Origin of the sequence: Pectobacterium sp. A5351, from assembly GCF_028335745.1 — a bacterium.
Taxonomy (GTDB): Bacteria; Pseudomonadota; Gammaproteobacteria; order Enterobacterales; family Enterobacteriaceae; genus Pectobacterium.
Genome location: NZ_CP116477.1, coordinates 4,247,178 through 4,264,817, shown reverse-complemented (window position 1 = coordinate 4,264,817; position 17,640 = coordinate 4,247,178). Strand labels below are relative to the sequence as shown.

The window sequence follows — 17,640 nt, the reverse complement described above, 5'->3', positions numbered from 1 at the left end:
GAAAACGTCAGGAGGGATATTCCCTCCTGCGCTTATGCATGAATAGGATTAATGCTCTGGCCAGAACGGTTCGCCTAGTGTCAGCATCAGTCGGTTGGCCCATGAGAAGAAGGCGGCTGACTGCACCACATCGACGATCTCCAGCGTATCTAACCCCTGCTCTTGCAGTTGCTTCAGGTCGTTTGCGTTGACCTGCGCGGGTGTGGCGGAAAGGCGAGCCGAGAAATCGATAATCGCCTGCCAGCGCGGACTTTGGCCGATACCTAAATCGCCACCGGGAACCACATCCAGCAGTCGCTGTACGTCGTTGTCTTGTTTGGAGAGTTGGCTGGCTTTACGCGCGTGTACCGAGGCGCAGTAGATGCAGCCGTTGACCTTGCTGGTGACAGCGGCGATCAGTTCGCGCTCCTTGCGCGGCAGGCCGCCAGCGGTATAGAAAATCCCTTTATCCGTCAGCGTGCGCTGTTCCAGTACCGGGAGATTGCGGCCTAGCAAACGAAAATAGTCGGAATCGGTGTGGCCGAAACGCGCCAGAATCGCCTGCTCATCCGCATTAAATTCGGCCAGCGGCTTGGGCGCGATCCATGGTTCCCAACCCAGCTCTGCCTGAGTAAACGCCTGCGGTGCAGATTTGCCGCTGTGCGTCAACGGTTGGGTATGCCACTGACCCGCGACGGCGGCCTGTGAATGCGGCTGGCCGACGCGATGGCCGGCAATCAGGCGATAGCCGCGCAGCAGCCGGCTTTGAAAATTCACAAATGCGATGAGCTGAGACAGCGTCACGATATCGTTTACCGACCAGCCTGCTTTTTCCAGCGCGGTGACGTGTGGCGCTGCGGCCTGCACGGGCGTTTTCGTCAGGCGTTCGGCGTGATCCAACGCTAGCTGTAGTGCCGGTGTCAGCGTGGGTTCCAGGAAATCTGCCAGCCGCTCGGCATAGAAATGTTGTAGCTGCTCATCCTGCTGCCAGCCACTAATCTTTGCGGCAAACCAGAAGCGCAGCGATAGCGGCAGTGTTGCATCGTCTGCGGTGTTGGCATTAAACAGCACATCGTAGCTGCCCTGAGTGTGTCGGGTTGCTGCATCGCGGGTTTTTCTGGCTGCGGCGAGGGCGGAATCCGGGCCGATTTCGGCCAGTGCATCCAGTACGTCAGGGGTGTGTAATGTGTTAGCGTGCGTCATGCAATCTCCTGCCCGAGCGGGCTTTTCTGTTTGACGGCGGATCTCCAGCCCAACGCGGGGGCCACCTGAGTGGCAATCAGTTCAAGCGAACGCAGAATCAATGCGTGCGGCGGATCGATGGAATGCACCTGGAATGTCACATCGGTCGCACGTTCCAGCGAGCTGTCAGCCCGAAGTGACGCGATGACATCCTGCGCGGTGCCGACATGGCTATCGAAGGAGGCGATCAGCGCCTCTACCGAGTCGTGAGAAATCGGTCGGAACGTGCCGGAACGGGCGGCGGAGCGATTAAGCCCCTTTTCTGCCAGACTCAGCGCTAACTGTCGATCGTCAGCCACGAAAACGCTACGCGAGCTGAGGATGCGCGGTTCGACGCCGGTGGGCAACGCGGCCAGATAAGCGTCGATCATCGGATTTTGCAGGTCAGCCAGCGTGGCGTCTGGGAAATGTTCCGGGCGTGGCTGGGTACGAGAGAGCATCAAGCCATCGCCTGCTTTACCGGCTCGTTCTGCCCCTTCGATGGAAAACGTGGCCTGCCAGACGCGCTTATCCAAATGCGGGGCGGCAGGGTAGAGCTGATTACCGTCTTCGCTTAGTGCTTCTCCCCGCCACGCAGCGCGCAGTTTCTCAAGATAGCGCCCGAGGATCTGCCCGCGCTGTGCGCTGTCGTGACCGAAGGCGGCAAATGAGGACGGTGTACCGCCGGAACCGACGCCGATTTCCAGCCTGCCGTTGCTGAGTAAATCGAGCACGGCGGTATCTTCCGCTACGCGCAGCGGCTCTTCCATCGGCAGTGTAATCACGCCGGTGCCGAGTTGGATGCGGTGCGTGCGTGCGGCAACCAGCGCCAGAAACACCAGCGGCGAAGGTAGCCCGCCTTCATCGGCGTGAAAGTGGTGCTGCGCGACCCAGGCGCTGTCGAATCCGAGTTGTTCGGCTTTGACGATTTGTTCCGTCGCCAGCCGATAGCGTTGCTGAGCGGAAGCGTCGTCCAGCAATCGCGTGAAAAATCCCAGCCGTTTCGTTGTCATTCTACAGTCCTTGGTTTAGTGCCATGTTTTTCAGCGTGAATGTGTTTCAGAGTGAATGTGGATTCAGTACGAATGTGAGAGTGATGCGAACGGGAAAAAGCCGGATGTTGCTGCCCGGGGATGGCCGCAATGAGTTCACGGGTATACTGATGTGCGGGCTGGGCGAAGATCTGCTCCACCGGGCCGGATTCAAGCTGCTTGCCGTGATACAGCACCGAAACGGTGTCGGCGATCTGGCGTACCACCGCCAAATCGTGTGAGATGAACAGATACGTTAACCCGAGTGATTCCTGTAATTCGGTCAGCAAACGCAGAATCTGCGCCTGCACGGTGACATCCAGCGCGGAAACGGCCTCGTCCAACACCAGTACCTGTGGTTCCAGCATCAGCGCCCGAGCGATAGCAACACGTTGGCGTTGGCCACCGGACAGCTCACGCGGTTTGCGCGACAGCAACGCAATTGGCAGGGCGACACGCTTGAACATCTCATGAATTTTGCGTTCCCGCTGCGCGGCGGTATGGCGATTAAAATTGCGCAGCGGTTCCTCGACGATGTCGTATAACCGCTGCGACGGATCGAGTGAACCAAAAGGATTTTGATAGACCAACTGGATTTTCTGCCGGAACTGCCGTAGCGCTTCACCTTTCAGGTGGGTGATATCGGTGCCGTCGATCAGAATCCGTCCGGCGCTGGGGTGATGAAAGCCGAGTAGGCTGCGCGCTGTAGTGGTTTTACCCGAGCCGGATTCGCCGACAATAGCGTGGGTTGTGCCGCGCGGCACGCTGAAAGAGACGTCATCTACCGCCCGAAAGTGTTCCCCTTTACGTCCTGACAACGGGAAGGTCTGCACCAAATTTTCAACCGAGACAATACTGTCAGCTTCCGATGTATTGGTGCGCGGTGGACGCGGCGTTGGGTTTAGCGACGGGACGTTAGCCAGTAGCGTGCGGGCATAGTGGCTTGAGGGCGCGCTGAGTACCTCAAGCGTAGGGCCTTGCTCCTGAATATAGCCGCTCTGGAAGACCAGAAGCCGATCGGCACGCTCGGCCGCCACACCCAGATCGTGGGTGACGAACAGCACCGCTGTCCCATTTTCGCGCCGTAGTTCATCAAGCAGATCGAGAATGCGTTTCTGCACCGTGACATCCAGCGCGCTGGTGGGTTCATCGGCAATAATCAGCGCGGGTTTCAAGGCAATCGCAATGGCGATCAGGACGCGCTGTTTCATACCGCCGGACAGCTCGTGCGGATATTGCTTTGCGCGCAGTTCCGGCTGGTTTAGCCCCACGCGCTCCAGCAGTGCCAGCGTTTTCCGGCGGGTAGTCTGGCGATCTTCCCGCTGATGAATGCGCAGAATCTCGTCTACCTGCTCACCGATGGTCTGCACCGGATTCAGGGAACTGGTGGGATCCTGCGGGATCAGACTGATCTGCGCGCCGCGCACGCTGTCCAGCCGCTTCTGCGACCAGCCGCTGATATCTACGCCATTGAGCCGAATGGCGCCGCGCGTTAACCGACCGTTTTCGGCCAGCAAACCGATAACCGCCTGCGCGGTGGTGGTTTTCCCTGAACCGGATTCCCCCACCAGCGCGACGACTTCACCGGGCTGAATATGGAAAGAGACGCCTTCCACGACGGTCTGCTCGCGATCGTCACTGCGATAGGCAATCGTGACGTTCTCCAGAGCCAACACGGGCACCGCGGCGCTGGTTTGTAGGCTGGCTGACAGGCTCATCGTGCCGTTCTCCTGATTGACTGGCTGATGCGGTTAGCGGATAGCACAACAAGTACCACCACCAGACCGGGGAAGGTGGTTAGCCACCACGCAGTAGCGATGTAGTTACGGCCTTCGGCGATCAGCAGTCCCCATTCCGGCGTGGGCGGCGGCGCACCGTAGCCGAGGAAGCTGAGTGTGGAGATAGCCAGAATTGCGCTGCCGAATTGCAGCGCGGCAAAAGCGAAAACGGTGGTCAGTGAGTTCGGCAGAATATGCCGCCATAACACGCTGAAAAAGGTGCCGCCGCTGCCATAGGCGGCTTCGACGTAGTCGCTGTGGCGCACGCGTAGTACTTCTGAACGTACCAGTCGGGTGAAGCTGGCGACGGAGGTGACGCCCACGGCAATCGCAGCGTTAACCGTGCCGAAACCCAACAGGATGATGACGCTCAGTGCCAGCAGCAGGCCGGGGATGGCCAGCAACACGTCGATGCTGCGCATTACGACGCTATCCAGCCAGCCGCCAACGGCACCCGCCAAGAGACCGAACAGGCTGCCGAGCACCAAACCTAGCCCGACGGCGATGACCGCACCAGAAAGTGAGTGCACCGCGCCATAAACGATACGTGCATAGAGGTCACGCCCTAGCTGATCGGTGCCGAGCCAGTAGTCGGCGTCAGGTGCCAGCCGCTGTGCGCCCGCGATGCCTTCCGTCGGGCTATAGTCAGTAAACCAGCCGGGAAACAGCGCCCAGAGTGCGACGGTCAGCATAATCAGCCAGGCCAGCACCAACCCCGGCTGAAAGGCGTAGCGACGCAGAAGCGGCCGCTTACGCAGAAGAGGAAAGGTGATTTTTTCCAGTTGTACGGTAGTCATAACGTGGCTCCTGACGTGCTTTTCAGGCGCGGATCGAGAAGGGGATAGAGCAGATCGACGGCCAGATTGACGACAACAAAGGCGGCGGCGGAAATCAGCACGATGGCCTGCAATACGCTGCTGTCCTGATAATTCACGGCCTCCTGCGTCAACTGGCCGAGTCCATTGCGGCCAAACACGGTTTCGGTAATCAGTGCCCCTGCAATCAGTTCGCCCAACAGCAGGCCAGCGATAGTCAGCGTGGGCAGCATGGCGTTGCGGGCGATATGTCGCCAGAGTACGCCGCTGCGGCTGGCTCCTTTGGCGCGAGCGACGGCAACAAACGGCTGGGTTTGTATCTGATCGATGCTGCGCATCAGCACCTGAGCAAGCGGGGCGGAGATCGGTAGTGCCAGCGTGAGAACCGGCAGAATCAACCCTTCCCATTCGCCGGGGTTAATCACCGGAATCAACCCCAAACGGAAAGAGAAGACCTGAATCAGCACGATGCCCAGCCAGAAGGTCGGAACGGAAATAAACAGCGACGGCAACGATTGCAGCGTGCTTCGCAGCCACTGGAATGGTGTGAGCGTCGATAAGAAGGCGAGAGCAAACGCCAGCAGGCCAGCGGCAATAAAACCCAGTACCGCGAGCAGCAGCGTTGGCGGCAGGTTCGCGGCAATCAGTTCGGTGACCGGCACGCCCGCCTGAAGAGAGAGGCCGAGATCGCCACGCAGTATCTGGGTTATCGCATGAAAATACTGGGTGAGTACTGGCGTATCGGCGCCGTAAGACAACCGCAACTGCGCAATCTGCTCGGCACTCAGGCCGAGCTCTGGGGCTTGAAACTTAATCAGTACGGCATCGCCTGGCATCGCCTGAAGCAGGATAAAAGATAGGGTAAATGCCGCCCACAGAACGAGCAGTGCCTGACCGATGCGCAGTGCCAGATATCGGTTCATGATGATCTTCTCCTTCCTTCTTCTGTGTTACTTATCCAGCCAGGTGCTGTAAAAGCTGGGGCGACCCACGGCTTCAAACGCGATACCTTTGGTGGTGGGCGCGCCAGCAAACACCTGTGGTTCTTCAAAAATGGGGATGACGTAGGCCTGATCGATCAGGTAGTTCTGCACCTCTCCCACCAGCGCCAGTCGCTTGCTACGGTCGGTTTCTGCGGCGATGCCATCCAGCAGCGTATTCAGATGCGCATCCACAAAGGTATTCACCTTGTCGCTGGAACCGCCTTTTTGCAGCAGAACGTTACGCACTGTCGGGTAATACTGGCTTTTCAGCACATCCGGGTCGGCACGGCCTACCATCGCCGGAGCCACGCCGGTTTTCAGCGGGTCGAGGCTATCGACGGTCTTGCTGCCTGCGTCACCCGCCAGCACGTTCAGCTTCACGCCGACTTTTGCCCACTGCTGGGAAACCAACTGTAAGGTTTCTTTGTTCTGCGGTTGCGGCAGCGATTCATAAGCGGTCAGTTCCAGCGTTTTGCCGTCTTTTTGCCGCAATCCCTGCGAACCGGTTTTCCACCCCGCTTCATCTAACAGTTTGTTAGCCTGCGCGGGATCGAAGGTGAGCTTGCTGGAGAGATCGACATAGCCGGCGGCGGTTTTAGCTAGGGGGGATGTCGCTTGTGGGTAGTTGTCAGAGAACAGCGTAGCAATGATCTCTTTGGTGTTGGTGGCGTGCAGCAGCGCTTTACGCACGCGGATATCGGCGACCAGCGGGTTATCCGGGCGGAAAACCACGCTGTTATTAACGCCGCGCGTCGGTGGGGCATAAAGATTGAAGCCCTGACTCTGCACCCGCTTCTCATCATAAGCCTGAATCTGACGAATGAAGTCCGCCTGACCAGAGACCAACGCGCCGATGCGTACGCTGTCTTCCGGGGTGACCAGATAGGTAATGCCGTCCAGATAGGCACGCCCCTGATGTTTTGATTTAACCGGTGCCCAGTTGTAATCCTTACGGGCGGTCAGTTTCAGCTCGCGCCCCAGTTTCTCGCTGCTTACCACGAATGGACCAGAGCCGATAATGTTTTTGGCATTACCTAACTGATTGAAATTGCGCTCAAGCGTACTGAGCGAAACCAGTCCGGAACCGATGGCCGAGGTGCCTTGCAGGAAGCCTGGAGATGGCTTCTTAAAGTAAAACTTCACGGTGAGCGGGTCGATAACTTCGCTGCGCAGATAGTTATTGATGACCTCTGAAATTGGCTGGTTGAGCGCCGTATTTCCTAAGCCGTAGGTATCAAAATTTTTCGCTACCGCGTTGGCATCCAGCGGCGTGCCGTCAGAGAAGGTAATGCCGGGACGAATCTTGAATGTGTATTCGGTGTTATCTGCGTTGACGCTCCAGGATTCTGCAACCCACGGTTCGATTTCCAGCGTTTCCGGGTTTTGGTACGTCAGTTTATCGGTTACCTGATTGAGAATGCCGCCGTTTGGGTAAAACCCGCCCGCGGGCGTATAGAGATTGGTGTGCGCCTGCTGTTCCAGATAAATCAGCGTGCCGCCGATTTTCGGTGTGTCGTTCGCTGCTTGTACGCTCAGCGCACCGCCCAGAAGGAGCAGAGAGGCAAAAAGAGTGAGTTTTTGATGAGGATGCAAAAAAGTCGCCACGATGGTTGTTCCTACAGGTAATGGTTTTTATTAACGTTCTGTTTTATCAGGTGAATATGCGGAGCGATTACGCCCTGAAATGCGGAAATACGGCGGGGACGGTAACCATTCGTTACAGCCGATACTTCCATAGGCGGTAGGAAACAGCAAAGAACAAAACCGGCATTGGTTATCCAGTTTTTAGGTAGGAAAAAGAGCGGCTTTTTGCGGGAAATCGCTGCGTTTCGCGTGTGATGGTGAACTTATTGAGTGGGCGTCGGTAGCGCTGCGAGCGTGCGTCGCAGCGCCATAGCTACCTGAAGCCTATTTCAACACCTGTGGGTTCACGCAGTTTTCTTTTACTTGACCGCTCAGGGCGGCAATCAGGTTATCGACAGCACAGGCTGCCATGCCGTAACGGGTTTCGTGCGTGGCAGAACCGATATGCGGTAGCGCCACAACGTTAGGCAAATCCAGTAGTGGAGAATCGACGGGCAATGGTTCTTTGACAAACACATCCAAACCTGCGCCTTGAATGGTCCCTTTCACCAGGGCTTCCGTCAGCGCGTCTTCATCCACGACGGCACCACGACCGATATTAATCAACATGGCGCTGGATTTCATTTTTGCCAGTTGCTCGCGCCCAATCAGATGATGTGTTTCCGCCGTGAGCGGCAGCGTGATACAGAGGAAATCAGACTCGGCCAAGAGTGTATCGAGATCGCAGTAACGGGCATTAAAGCGCTGCTCCGCTTCGGAGTGATGGCGGCGTGCGTTGTACAGCACCGGCATGCTGAAACCAAAGTGAGCACGTTGTGCTACGGCCAGACCGATGCGGCCCATCCCCAGAATGCCGATGGTTTTATGGTGAACGTCTGTGCCAAACCAGTCGCTGTCAACGCCACCTTTCCATTCGCCTGCTTTAACGCGTTCGGCGACTTCCACGACCCGGCGCGCGCTGGCGAGCATCAGTGCCAGAACCGTATCCGCCACGGTTTCCGTCAGCACGGTTGGGGTATGCATGAGAATCACCCCTTTTTCATTCAGTGCGTCGACGTTAAAGGTGTCGTAACCGACAGAAATGGTGGAGGCTGCACGTAAACGTGGTGCATGTTGCAGGAAGTCTTTATCGACCTTGCCACCGGAACCAATGATGCCTTCGGCCGTTGCCAGAGCCGGGTGGTCGAGTGCAGGAAAGTCGTCAAGTTCAGTGACGGTGAAGTGTTGGTCCAAACGAGTGCGCAGGTCGTCAGCAACTTTTTTGTACAGGATAACGCTAGGTTTCATCACAAACTCCAGCAGATTAAGGAAGTTAACGTAGAAATAGCCCTCGAATAATCGCGTAGCTGGCGAGAGACTGCAAGTGATACCGCCCCCGCATTTGCCCAAGGCTAACCGCGATTAATGGGGGATTTGCACGATGTAGAGTATGAACGATGGTACGACATCCGCACTTATAGCGCTCATCTGGGGGCGGCCCACTGCATGATCAGTGCCGTGGCCTGCGTATCCTGATTGACGTTTTCCTCTACAACAACAAACCCCTGCTTATGGTAGAACCGGCAGGCGCGCGTATTCTGCTGATATACTTCTAGGCTGAGTAACGGGAACCGTGCCTGAACGTGCTGGATCAGCGCCGTACCAATCTGCTTGCCATAATAGGTCTGTTCTACAAATAGCGCGCCGATGAGCCGTGCTTCCAGCACGCTGATAAAGCCAATAAGGCTTCCTTGCTCCTCATCAACCCAGGTTTGCGACTGGGGAATATAGATCTCACGTACCGCGCTGGCACTCTCTCGCCAGTAATCTTCACGAATAAACGGATGTGCCAGAATGGTGCTCTTTAGCCAAAGCTGCATCAGAGGGGCGAGATCGGGGTCGCGGTAAGGGCGAATCATGACGCGCTTTCCTGATGACAAAAACAGTCGGTGACATGGTCGTTGACCAATCCACCCGCCTGCATGAAGGCATAGCAGATGGTTGAGCCGATAAATTTGAAGCCGCGCTTCTTCAGAGCTTTGGACATGGCATCCGAAACGTCTGTTTTGGCGGGGACTTCCGCGAGTGACGCGGGGTGATTGAGACGCGGCTGGTGCTCGACAAAAGACCAAATGAAGTGCGAGAAGCTCTTCCCCTGACTTTCCATTGCCACCCACGCTTTTGCATTGGTGATAATCGCCTCGATTTTTCCGCGATGGCGGATAATGCTGCTGTCCTGTACCAGACGATCTACGTCATCCTGCGTCATCTGTGCCACTTGCTCAGGGTTGAACTGGTGGAAGCAACGGCGATAGTGTTCGCGTTTTTTCAGCACGGTGATCCAGGAAAGACCCGCCTGCTGGCCTTCCAGGCACAGTAACTCAAACAGCTTCTGGCTGTCGATGCAGGGCTTTCCCCACTCGTTATCGTGGTAATCCTGATATAAGGTGTCTTGTGTCACCCAGCCGCAGCGTTGCATGCCTTTCTCCTGATGATGGTGATGCCGTTCATTGTAAGGCGATCTATCGCAATGTGGTGCGATGATGGCATTTATATTCCTGTATGGGCAACCAGTATTTTGCGGGCGTGCTCGCAGATATGAAAGTCTGTTTGCGGATGGGGCGGAAAGTCGTCGTGGAATCGTGAATAATGTTTTGCCAACAGCTTCGGGTTATTCATTTCATTAGCTCAAGGCTGTTTATTGGTTCAGGGCTGCTCATTAGCTCAAGACTGTTTACTCGATCATAAGAAAAGCATAAACAGGGGTGCAGGGAATGGCAGTGGAGTGGATAGCGGCCTATCTGGCATTAGGCGCGGTGGTAGGTTTTATGGCGGGGTTATTGGGGATTGGCGGCGGCGGTATTATGGTGCCGGTGCTGACGGCGCTGTTTGCCGCTCAGGGAGTCGATAATACACATCTGGTGCATCTGGCGTTGGGAACATCAATGGCGGCGATTGTCGTCACGGCGATTTCCAGCCTGCGCACGCATCATCAACATCAGGCGGTGCTTTGGCCAGTGGTGGTGCGGATTACGCCTGCCATCCTGATCGGGACATTCGCTGCCACCTGGCTGGCAACGCTGTTGCCGACGCGGACTCTGGCAATCTTTTTTTCCTGTTTTATGGCCTACGTTTCGCTGCAAATGGTACTGAATATCAAGCCAAAGCCTCAGCGTCAGTTGCCCGGTACGGCAGGCGTTTCACTGGCGGGATTGGTGATTGGTAGCATTTCAGCGCTGGTGGCGATCGGCGGCGGGTCGCTCACGGTGCCGTTCCTGACATGGTGCAACGTCCGCATTCAGCAGGCGATTGGCACATCCGCAGCGGTTGGGCTACCGATCGCCCTGTCCGGCGCGCTGGGCTACATGATTAACGGTTGGTCAGTGGCCGGGTTACCTGATTACAGCGTCGGCTATGTGTATTTGCCTGCCGTTCTTCTGATTTCCGCTGTCAGCTTTTTCACCGCACCTGTCGGGGCGCGTCTGGCGCACCGTTTGCCTGTCGCGACGCTGAAAAAGGCCTTTGCGGTGCTGCTGCTGTTGCTGAGCCTGAAGATGCTGCAGACCGTTTTTTCAGGCTGATCCTGAAATTTGAAAGATGATGACGGGGATTTGCACTTGTTACCGCATTCTGGCTGTATATCTTGCGGTCAGAGGGTATACTGGCGCATTCCTTATAAATCCACTTGTATCGTGCGCGAATCCAACATGCAAAAGTTTGATACCAAGACCTTCCAGGGCCTGATCCTGACATTACAGGATTATTGGGCGCGTCAGGGCTGCACCATTGTTCAACCATTGGACATGGAAGTCGGCGCAGGCACTTCACATCCTATGACCTGCCTCCGGGCGCTGGGGCCGGAACCCATGGCCGCTGCTTATGTGCAGCCTTCTCGCCGTCCGACCGATGGGCGCTACGGTGAAAACCCGAACCGCTTACAGCACTATTACCAGTTTCAAGTTGTCATTAAGCCATCACCGGACAACATTCAGGAGCTGTACCTCGGTTCTCTGAAAGAGCTGGGCATGGATCCGACTATTCACGATATCCGCTTCGTGGAAGACAACTGGGAAAACCCGACGCTGGGTGCCTGGGGTCTGGGCTGGGAAGTCTGGCTGAACGGTATGGAAGTCACGCAGTTTACCTACTTCCAGCAGGTTGGCGGTTTGGAATGTAAACCAGTGACGGGTGAGATCACCTACGGTCTGGAACGTCTGGCTATGTACATTCAGGGCGTCGATAGCGTTTACGATCTGGTCTGGAGCGATGGCCCGTTAGGTAAAACCACCTACGGCGACGTGTTCCATCAAAACGAAGTCGAGCAGTCGACCTACAACTTTGAACACGCTGACGTTGATTTCCTGTTCAGCTGCTTCGAGCAATATGAAAAAGAAGCGCAGCACCTGCTGGCGCTGGAAAAACCGCTGCCTTTACCGGCTTACGAACGCATTCTGAAAGCGGCGCACAGCTTTAACCTGCTGGATGCGCGTAAAGCGATCTCGGTTACTGAGCGCCAGCGCTATATTCTGCGTATTCGTACCCTGACCAAAGCGGTTGCGGAAGCCTATTATGCCTCCCGTGAGGCACTGGGTTTCCCGATGTGTAATAAGAAAGAGAGCTAAGAGGCAGCCATGACTGACAAGACTTTTCTGGTGGAAATTGGCACGGAAGAGCTGCCGCCGAAGGCTCTCCGTAATCTGGCAGAATCCTTTGCCGCTAATTTCACGGCGGAGCTGGATGCCGCCAATCTGGCGCATGGTGAAGTGAGCTGGTTTGCCGCGCCGCGCCGCCTGGCGCTGAAAGTGGCACGCTTAAGCGCTTCTCAGCCCGATCGTGAAGTAGAAAAACGCGGTCCGGCGATTGCCCAAGCATTTGATGCTGAAGGTAAACCAACCAAAGCGGCAGAGGGCTGGGCGCGTGGTTGTGGCATCACCGTTGAGCAGGCTGAGCGTTTGACGACCGACAAAGGTGAGTGGCTGCTGTATCGCGCCCATGCGAAGGGCGAACAGGCGCAGGCGCTGCTGGCTGGCATGGTAAGCACGGCATTGTCGAAATTGCCGATTCCAAAGCTGATGCGCTGGAGCGACAAAGAAACACAGTTTGTGCGTCCGGTACACACCGTAACCATGCTGCTGGGTGAAGAACTGATCCCCGGTCAGGTATTGGGTATCAATTCTGCTCGTACCCTGCGCGGCCACCGCTTTATGGGTGAAGCGGAATTTACGATCGATACTGCTGAACAGTATCCGCAGATTCTGCTGGAGCGCGGTAAAGTCGTCGCCGACTACGATGCGCGTAAAGCGAAAATCAAAGCCGATGCCGAAGAAGCCGCACGCAAGATTGGCGGTAATGCCGATTTGAGCGACAGCCTGCTGGAAGAAGTCACCTCGCTGGTGGAATGGCCAGTGGTACTGACCGCGAAATTTGAAGAAAAATTCCTCGCTGTGCCGTCCGAAGCGCTGGTTTACACCATGAAAGGTGACCAGAAGTATTTCCCGGTTTACGACAACAGCGGCAATCTGCTGCCTAATTTCATCTTTGTTGCCAACATTGAATCCAAAGATCCACAGCAGATTATTTCCGGTAACGAAAAAGTGGTGCGCCCGCGTCTGGCTGACGCCGAATTCTTCTTTAATACCGACCGTAAGAAGCGTTTGGAAGATCACCTGCCGCGTCTGGAAACCGTTTTGTTCCAGCAGCAGTTGGGTACGCTGCGCGACAAAACTGACCGCATTCAGGCACTGGCAGGTTGGGTGGCTGGTCAGATTGGCGCTGATGTGAATCACGCGACGCGTGCGGGTCTGCTGTCCAAGTGTGACCTGATGACCAACATGGTGTTTGAATTCACCGACACGCAGGGCGTGATGGGGATGCACTATGCGCGTCATGATGGCGAAGCGGAAGATGTTGCCGTTGCGCTGAATGAGCAGTATCAGCCGCGCTTTGCAGGTGATGAACTGCCGTCTTCCTCAGTGGCCTGTGCGCTGGCGATTGCCGACAAGATGGATACGTTGGCAGGGATTTTTGGCATTGGCCAACACCCGAAAGGCGACAAAGACCCGTTTGCGCTGCGTCGTGCCGCCCTCGGTGTGCTGCGTATCATCGTCGAAAAACGTCTGCCGCTGGATTTGCAGACGCTGGCCGAAGAAGCGGTGCGTTTGTATGGTGCCAAGCTGACTAACGCCAACGTTGTTGATGATGTGATTGAGTTTATGCTCGGTCGTTTCCGCGCCTGGTATCAGGAAGAAGGCCACAGCGTGGATACTATTCAGGCGGTATTGGCGCGTCGTCCAACTCGCCCGGCAGATTTCGATGCCCGCGTGAAAGCCGTCAGCCACTTCCGTTCGCTGGATGCCGCCGCAGCGCTGGCAGCGGCTAACAAGCGCGTTTCCAACATTCTGGCGAAGTCTACCGATACGCTGAATGAGAGCGTCAACGCTGCCGTATTGAAAGACGCGGCGGAAATTACGCTGGCAACGCACCTTGTTGTGCTGCGCGACAAGCTGACGCCGCTGTTTGCTGAAGGTCGCTATCAGGAAGCGCTGGTTGAGTTGGCTTCGCTGCGTGAACCTGTCGATGCATTCTTCGATCAGGTGATGGTAATGGCGGAAGATGAGCAGGTGCGTGTGAACCGCCTGACGCTGCTGAGCCAACTGCGTGAGCTGTTCTTGCAGGTTGCGGATATTTCCGTGCTGCAATAACGGCGATAGCGTCACCGTCGTCCTAATCCCCGAGTCGGTTCTCCTGCTCGGGGGTTATTTTTTCCGCGTTGTAAACGTCCCGCTGCTGTTCCTGTCCGTAACGACGGACTACTCCATGCTAAAACCCTGTCGTCATACTTTTTTAATACTGTTCATTTAAGCATGAATTTACTCGCCCAGTGCCTGTGCTCGCCCCGGTATCTCGATCCTAAAAGAGCGGCATTATGTTGTCAGATCTGGCCTTTTCCTGCACAGCCAGCCTGATTCGACTATGCTTATGTCGTAGAAAATCTTGTCATGGAAAATCCGTCGCTAGCGTGTTTTTGTCTGAGTAAAGCACGTCTGGCGGGGCAGTAAGCATAACAGGAGTAGGGCATGAGAAGGCTGATGATGTACCGTTCACGCTGGCTGCTGCCAGTTCTGGTTATTCTGGCGGCATTGCAGTTGGCTGCCTGTGGTGACAGCGAGGCGGAGCAGCGGAAGGCATTCATTGCATTCCTGCAAAGCGCACAGTCGCAGCAGGATGGGACGCTGCCAGCATTGACGGAAGAACAAAAGAAGAGTTTTGGCAATTTTGCCAACGATTATGCGATTTTAACCACCTTTTCTCAGCAGTTTAATCAGGCTGTATCCGGCAGTTTGACGCCGATGCTGGGGCAAATTTCCCGTATTCGCGTCCCTAAAGACTATCTGATACAGCGTGATGACCTTCGGCAATCTATCGGGGCAATGAACCTGCTGAGCCAGCATGTGCAGGCGGCGAAAGTGCAGGCGGACAATGCCCACCGAATGCTAAAACAACCTGAAGAGGTGCAGATACCCTATGAGCGGCTGTATGCACGCACGGTAATACAGCCAACTAACGCGCTGTTGCCCGCCATTCCGAGTGCGATTGCCTTCGCACAGAGCCTGATTCAGATCGGTGATTTCCTTCAGGCTCAGGGCGATCAGGTTGTGTTTAATGGTGCATCGGTGCAATTCCGTACGCCGCAGCAGGTGGCGCAATATAATGGCATGGTGGTGGCGTTACCTATGCAACAGCAGAATTTAATGAATGCGCTTAGAGGGATAAATGGCGTGAATTATCCCTAGCGGCGTTGTTTTTTTAGTGCGTCAACGATTCTATATTACGGGTCGGTATGCTGGGTAAAGTTGAGTTTGGCTGGGAGAGGGTGAAAATAAATTGTGATTTACATCACATAAATAAAACAAACACACACCATTAAAATGTGATGTAAATCACATATGGTGAGTCGTATTTGTCTGGGAATTGGTTTAGTTTTTCATTTTTAACGGCTTTTTGTGAAGTAAATCACCTATTTGTATCGTTGATGTAGGGTGGTTGTGTGATTTTTGTCACGTTCCTGCCATGGAGTTGCGGTATGAAAACAGCGTGTTAGAGTCCGCGCTGCATACAGTAATACTGACGGAAGCAATCGGTGTTTTGATAACCGATAGGTCTATAACCAGCCGAGGTTTTGGTCACTGCTGATATCTCGGTAAAAAATAAGACTGTCGGTCGTTGTTGCTAACCATCGCTGCAACTAACACATATTGTCACGCCGTCTCACGATAATTACCACGCGCTCTTATTGTCAGCGCGTTTCAATAGGGGTGTGTTTTTATGCTTTCACCAGATATTAAGATCAAAGTGCAAAACTTTGGTCGCTTCCTCAGCAATATGGTTATGCCCAATATTGGCGCCTTTATCGCCTGGGGTATTATTACCGCGCTGTTTATTCCTACCGGCTGGATTCCCAATGAAACGTTGGCGAAGCTCGTCGGCCCGATGATTACGTATTTGCTGCCATTGCTGATTGGTTATACCGGCGGACGTCTGGTATTCGGTGAGCGTGGTGGCGTGGTGGGTGCAATTACGACGATGGGTGTGATCGTCGGGACTGATATCCCGATGTTCCTCGGCGCCATGATCGTCGGTCCATTGGGCGGCTGGGCGATCAAACGTTTTGACCGCGTGGTCGACGGTAAAATCAAGAGCGGCTTTGAAATGCTGGTCAACAACTTCTCTGCCGGTATTATCGGTATGTTGTTGGCAATTCTGTCATTTTTGGCGATTGGTCCGCTGGTTGAAGTCTTCTCTCAGGTACTGGCTTCCGGCGTTAACCTGATGGTACAGAACAACCTGCTGCCGTTTACGTCCATCTTCGTTGAACCCGCGAAAATTCTGTTCCTGAACAATGCGATCAACCACGGTATCTTCTCACCACTGGGCATTCAGCAGGCAACGGAAACCGGCAAGTCTATTTTCTTCCTGATCGAAGCAAACCCAGGCCCAGGTATGGGCGTGTTGATGGCTTATATGTTCTTCGGTCGTGGTAATGCGAAAGAGTCTGCGCCAGGTGCGGCGATTATCCACTTCCTGGGCGGGATTCATGAAATTTACTTCCCGTATGTACTGATGAATCCGCGTCTGATTATCGCGGTGATTCTGGGCGGGATGACTGGCGTGTTTACGCTGAGCGTGCTGGGCGGTGGTTTGGTTTCTCCAGCGTCTCCAGGTTCGATTCTGGCGGTGCTGGCGATGACGCCAAAAGGCGCTTACTTCGCTAACCTCGCAGCCATTGCAGCGGCCTTCGCAGTATCCTTCATCGTGTCGGCGATTCTGCTGAAAAGCACCAAGCAAAAAGAAGAAGATCTGAGCGACGCAACGCGCCGCGTACAGGAAATGAAAGCCTCTGCGAAAGGTACGGCGACGAGCGTTGGCGTCAGCGGCGATATGAGCACCGTACGTAAAATCATTGTCGCCTGTGACGCCGGTATGGGTTCCAGTGCGATGGGGGCTGGCGTGCTGCGCAAGAAGGTGCAGGATGCCGGGCTGACCAACATTTCGGTGACCAACAGCGCGATCAACAGTCTGCCGGACGATGTCGACCTGGTCATTACGCACCGCGATCTGACCGAACGTGCGATGCGTCATGCGCCGCAGGCACAGCACATCTCACTGACCAACTTCCTTGATAGCGGTCTGTATAGCGATCTGGCGGCTCGTCTGGTGGCTGCGCAGGGTGCCGTGCAGCCTGAAACCGTGGCGACGCCTGTCCCTGCTACCGCTGAGGCGCAGACGAACCTGTTCCAACTGGGGGCGGGTAATGTGTTCCTGAATCAGCATGCGACAGACAAAGAGCAGGCAATCCGTTTTGCTGGTGAGCAACTGGTGAAAGGCGGCTATGTCGAGCCTGCGTATGTTGAAGCGATGCTGGAACGCGAAAAACTGACCTCTACCTATCTGGGCGAATCGATTGCCGTGCCGCACGGTACGATTGAAGCGAAAGATCGCGTGCTGAAAACGGGTGTGGTTTTCTGCCAATACCCTGAAGGCGTTCGCTTTGGCGATGAAGAAGATGAGGTTGCGCGTCTGGTTATCGGTATCGCTGCCCGTAACAACGAACATATCCAGGTCATCACCAGTCTGACCAACGCACTGGATGATGACGCTGTCATTGAACGTCTGGCGCACACGCAGGATGTTCAGGAAGTCCTCGACTTACTCTCCGGTAAAAAGAGTGCCTAATTGATGTGGCTAGTGCCGCCTTCGGGCGGCCTCTTTT

At 55.3% G+C, this 17,640-nt stretch carries 14 protein-coding genes; 5 read left to right on the top strand and 9 right to left on the bottom strand.

Annotation, left to right across the window (positions count from 1 at the left end; all coding sequences use genetic code 11):
• Nucleotides 1-48: 48 nt before the first annotated feature.
• The 9 genes from O1Q74_RS19640 to O1Q74_RS19600 form a co-directional block, all read right to left on the bottom strand.
• Nucleotides 49-1,182 carry an alkylhydroperoxidase domain protein gene (locus O1Q74_RS19640; RefSeq protein ID WP_271875153.1) on the bottom strand — a complete coding sequence of 378 codons (1,134 nt, stop codon included), beginning with the start codon at nt 1,180-1,182 and terminating at the stop codon, nt 49-51.
• Nucleotides 1,179-2,213, bottom strand: coding sequence for a putative FMN-dependent luciferase-like monooxygenase (locus O1Q74_RS19635; RefSeq protein WP_271875152.1), 1,035 nt, complete (start codon nt 2,211-2,213; stop codon nt 1,179-1,181). The genes O1Q74_RS19640 and O1Q74_RS19635 overlap by 4 nt, the downstream gene beginning before the upstream one ends.
• Complete coding sequence (locus O1Q74_RS19630; protein WP_271875151.1) at nt 2,210-3,949, bottom strand: dipeptide ABC transporter ATP-binding protein; 1,740 nt, start codon at nt 3,947-3,949, stop codon at nt 2,210-2,212. The genes O1Q74_RS19635 and O1Q74_RS19630 overlap by 4 nt, the downstream gene beginning before the upstream one ends.
• Entirely contained in the window at nt 3,946-4,806 is an 861-nt protein-coding gene (locus O1Q74_RS19625; protein WP_271875150.1) for an ABC transporter permease, read from the bottom strand. The genes O1Q74_RS19630 and O1Q74_RS19625 overlap by 4 nt, the downstream gene beginning before the upstream one ends.
• Nucleotides 4,803-5,747, bottom strand: coding sequence for an ABC transporter permease (locus O1Q74_RS19620; protein ID WP_271875149.1), 945 nt, complete (start codon nt 5,745-5,747; stop codon nt 4,803-4,805). Before O1Q74_RS19620 ends, O1Q74_RS19625 begins: the two co-directional genes overlap by 4 nt.
• 27 nt (nt 5,748-5,774) lie before the next feature.
• Entirely contained in the window at nt 5,775-7,412 is a 1,638-nt protein-coding gene (locus O1Q74_RS19615; protein ID WP_271875148.1) for a TIGR04028 family ABC transporter substrate-binding protein, read from the bottom strand.
• A 303-nt stretch (nt 7,413-7,715) separates the two neighbouring features.
• Nucleotides 7,716-8,678 carry a glyoxylate/hydroxypyruvate reductase GhrB gene (gene ghrB / locus O1Q74_RS19610; RefSeq protein ID WP_271875147.1) on the bottom strand — a complete coding sequence of 321 codons (963 nt, stop codon included), beginning with the start codon at nt 8,676-8,678 and terminating at the stop codon, nt 7,716-7,718.
• Nucleotides 8,679-8,854: 176 nt separating this feature from the next.
• Nucleotides 8,855-9,289 carry an N-acetyltransferase gene (locus O1Q74_RS19605; protein WP_271875146.1) on the bottom strand — a complete coding sequence of 145 codons (435 nt, stop codon included), beginning with the start codon at nt 9,287-9,289 and terminating at the stop codon, nt 8,855-8,857.
• On the bottom strand, nt 9,286-9,849 hold the full coding sequence (locus O1Q74_RS19600) for a DNA-3-methyladenine glycosylase I (RefSeq protein WP_271875145.1): 564 nt from the start codon (nt 9,847-9,849) through the stop codon (nt 9,286-9,288). Before O1Q74_RS19600 ends, O1Q74_RS19605 begins: the two co-directional genes overlap by 4 nt.
• Before the next feature lie 295 nt (nt 9,850-10,144).
• Here O1Q74_RS19600 and O1Q74_RS19595 point away from each other — a divergent pair, with 295 nt between their 5' ends.
• The 5 genes from O1Q74_RS19595 (at nt 10,145) to O1Q74_RS19575 (ending at nt 17,603) form a co-directional block, all read left to right on the top strand.
• Nucleotides 10,145-10,951, top strand: coding sequence for a sulfite exporter TauE/SafE family protein (locus tag O1Q74_RS19595; protein ID WP_271875144.1), 807 nt, complete (start codon nt 10,145-10,147; stop codon nt 10,949-10,951).
• 126 nt (nt 10,952-11,077) lie between these two features.
• The gene (glyQ, locus tag O1Q74_RS19590) at nt 11,078-11,992 is read left to right on the top strand and encodes a glycine--tRNA ligase subunit alpha (RefSeq protein ID WP_010286428.1); all 915 of its coding nucleotides are present in this window, start codon (nt 11,078-11,080) and stop codon (nt 11,990-11,992) included.
• Nucleotides 11,993-12,001: 9 nt separating this feature from the next.
• Nucleotides 12,002-14,071, top strand: a complete 2,070-nt coding sequence (gene glyS / locus O1Q74_RS19585; protein WP_271875143.1) for a glycine--tRNA ligase subunit beta — start codon at nt 12,002-12,004, stop codon at nt 14,069-14,071.
• Nucleotides 14,072-14,446: 375 nt separating this feature from the next.
• On the top strand, nt 14,447-15,163 hold the full coding sequence (locus O1Q74_RS19580; RefSeq protein WP_271875142.1) for a DUF3053 domain-containing protein: 717 nt from the start codon (nt 14,447-14,449) through the stop codon (nt 15,161-15,163).
• Between the two features lie 532 nt (nt 15,164-15,695).
• Nucleotides 15,696-17,603 (top strand): PTS mannitol transporter subunit IICBA, encoded by a 1,908-nt coding sequence (locus O1Q74_RS19575; protein WP_271875141.1) that lies wholly within the window; start codon nt 15,696-15,698, stop codon nt 17,601-17,603.
• The last annotated feature ends 37 nt before the right edge of the window (nt 17,604-17,640 follow it).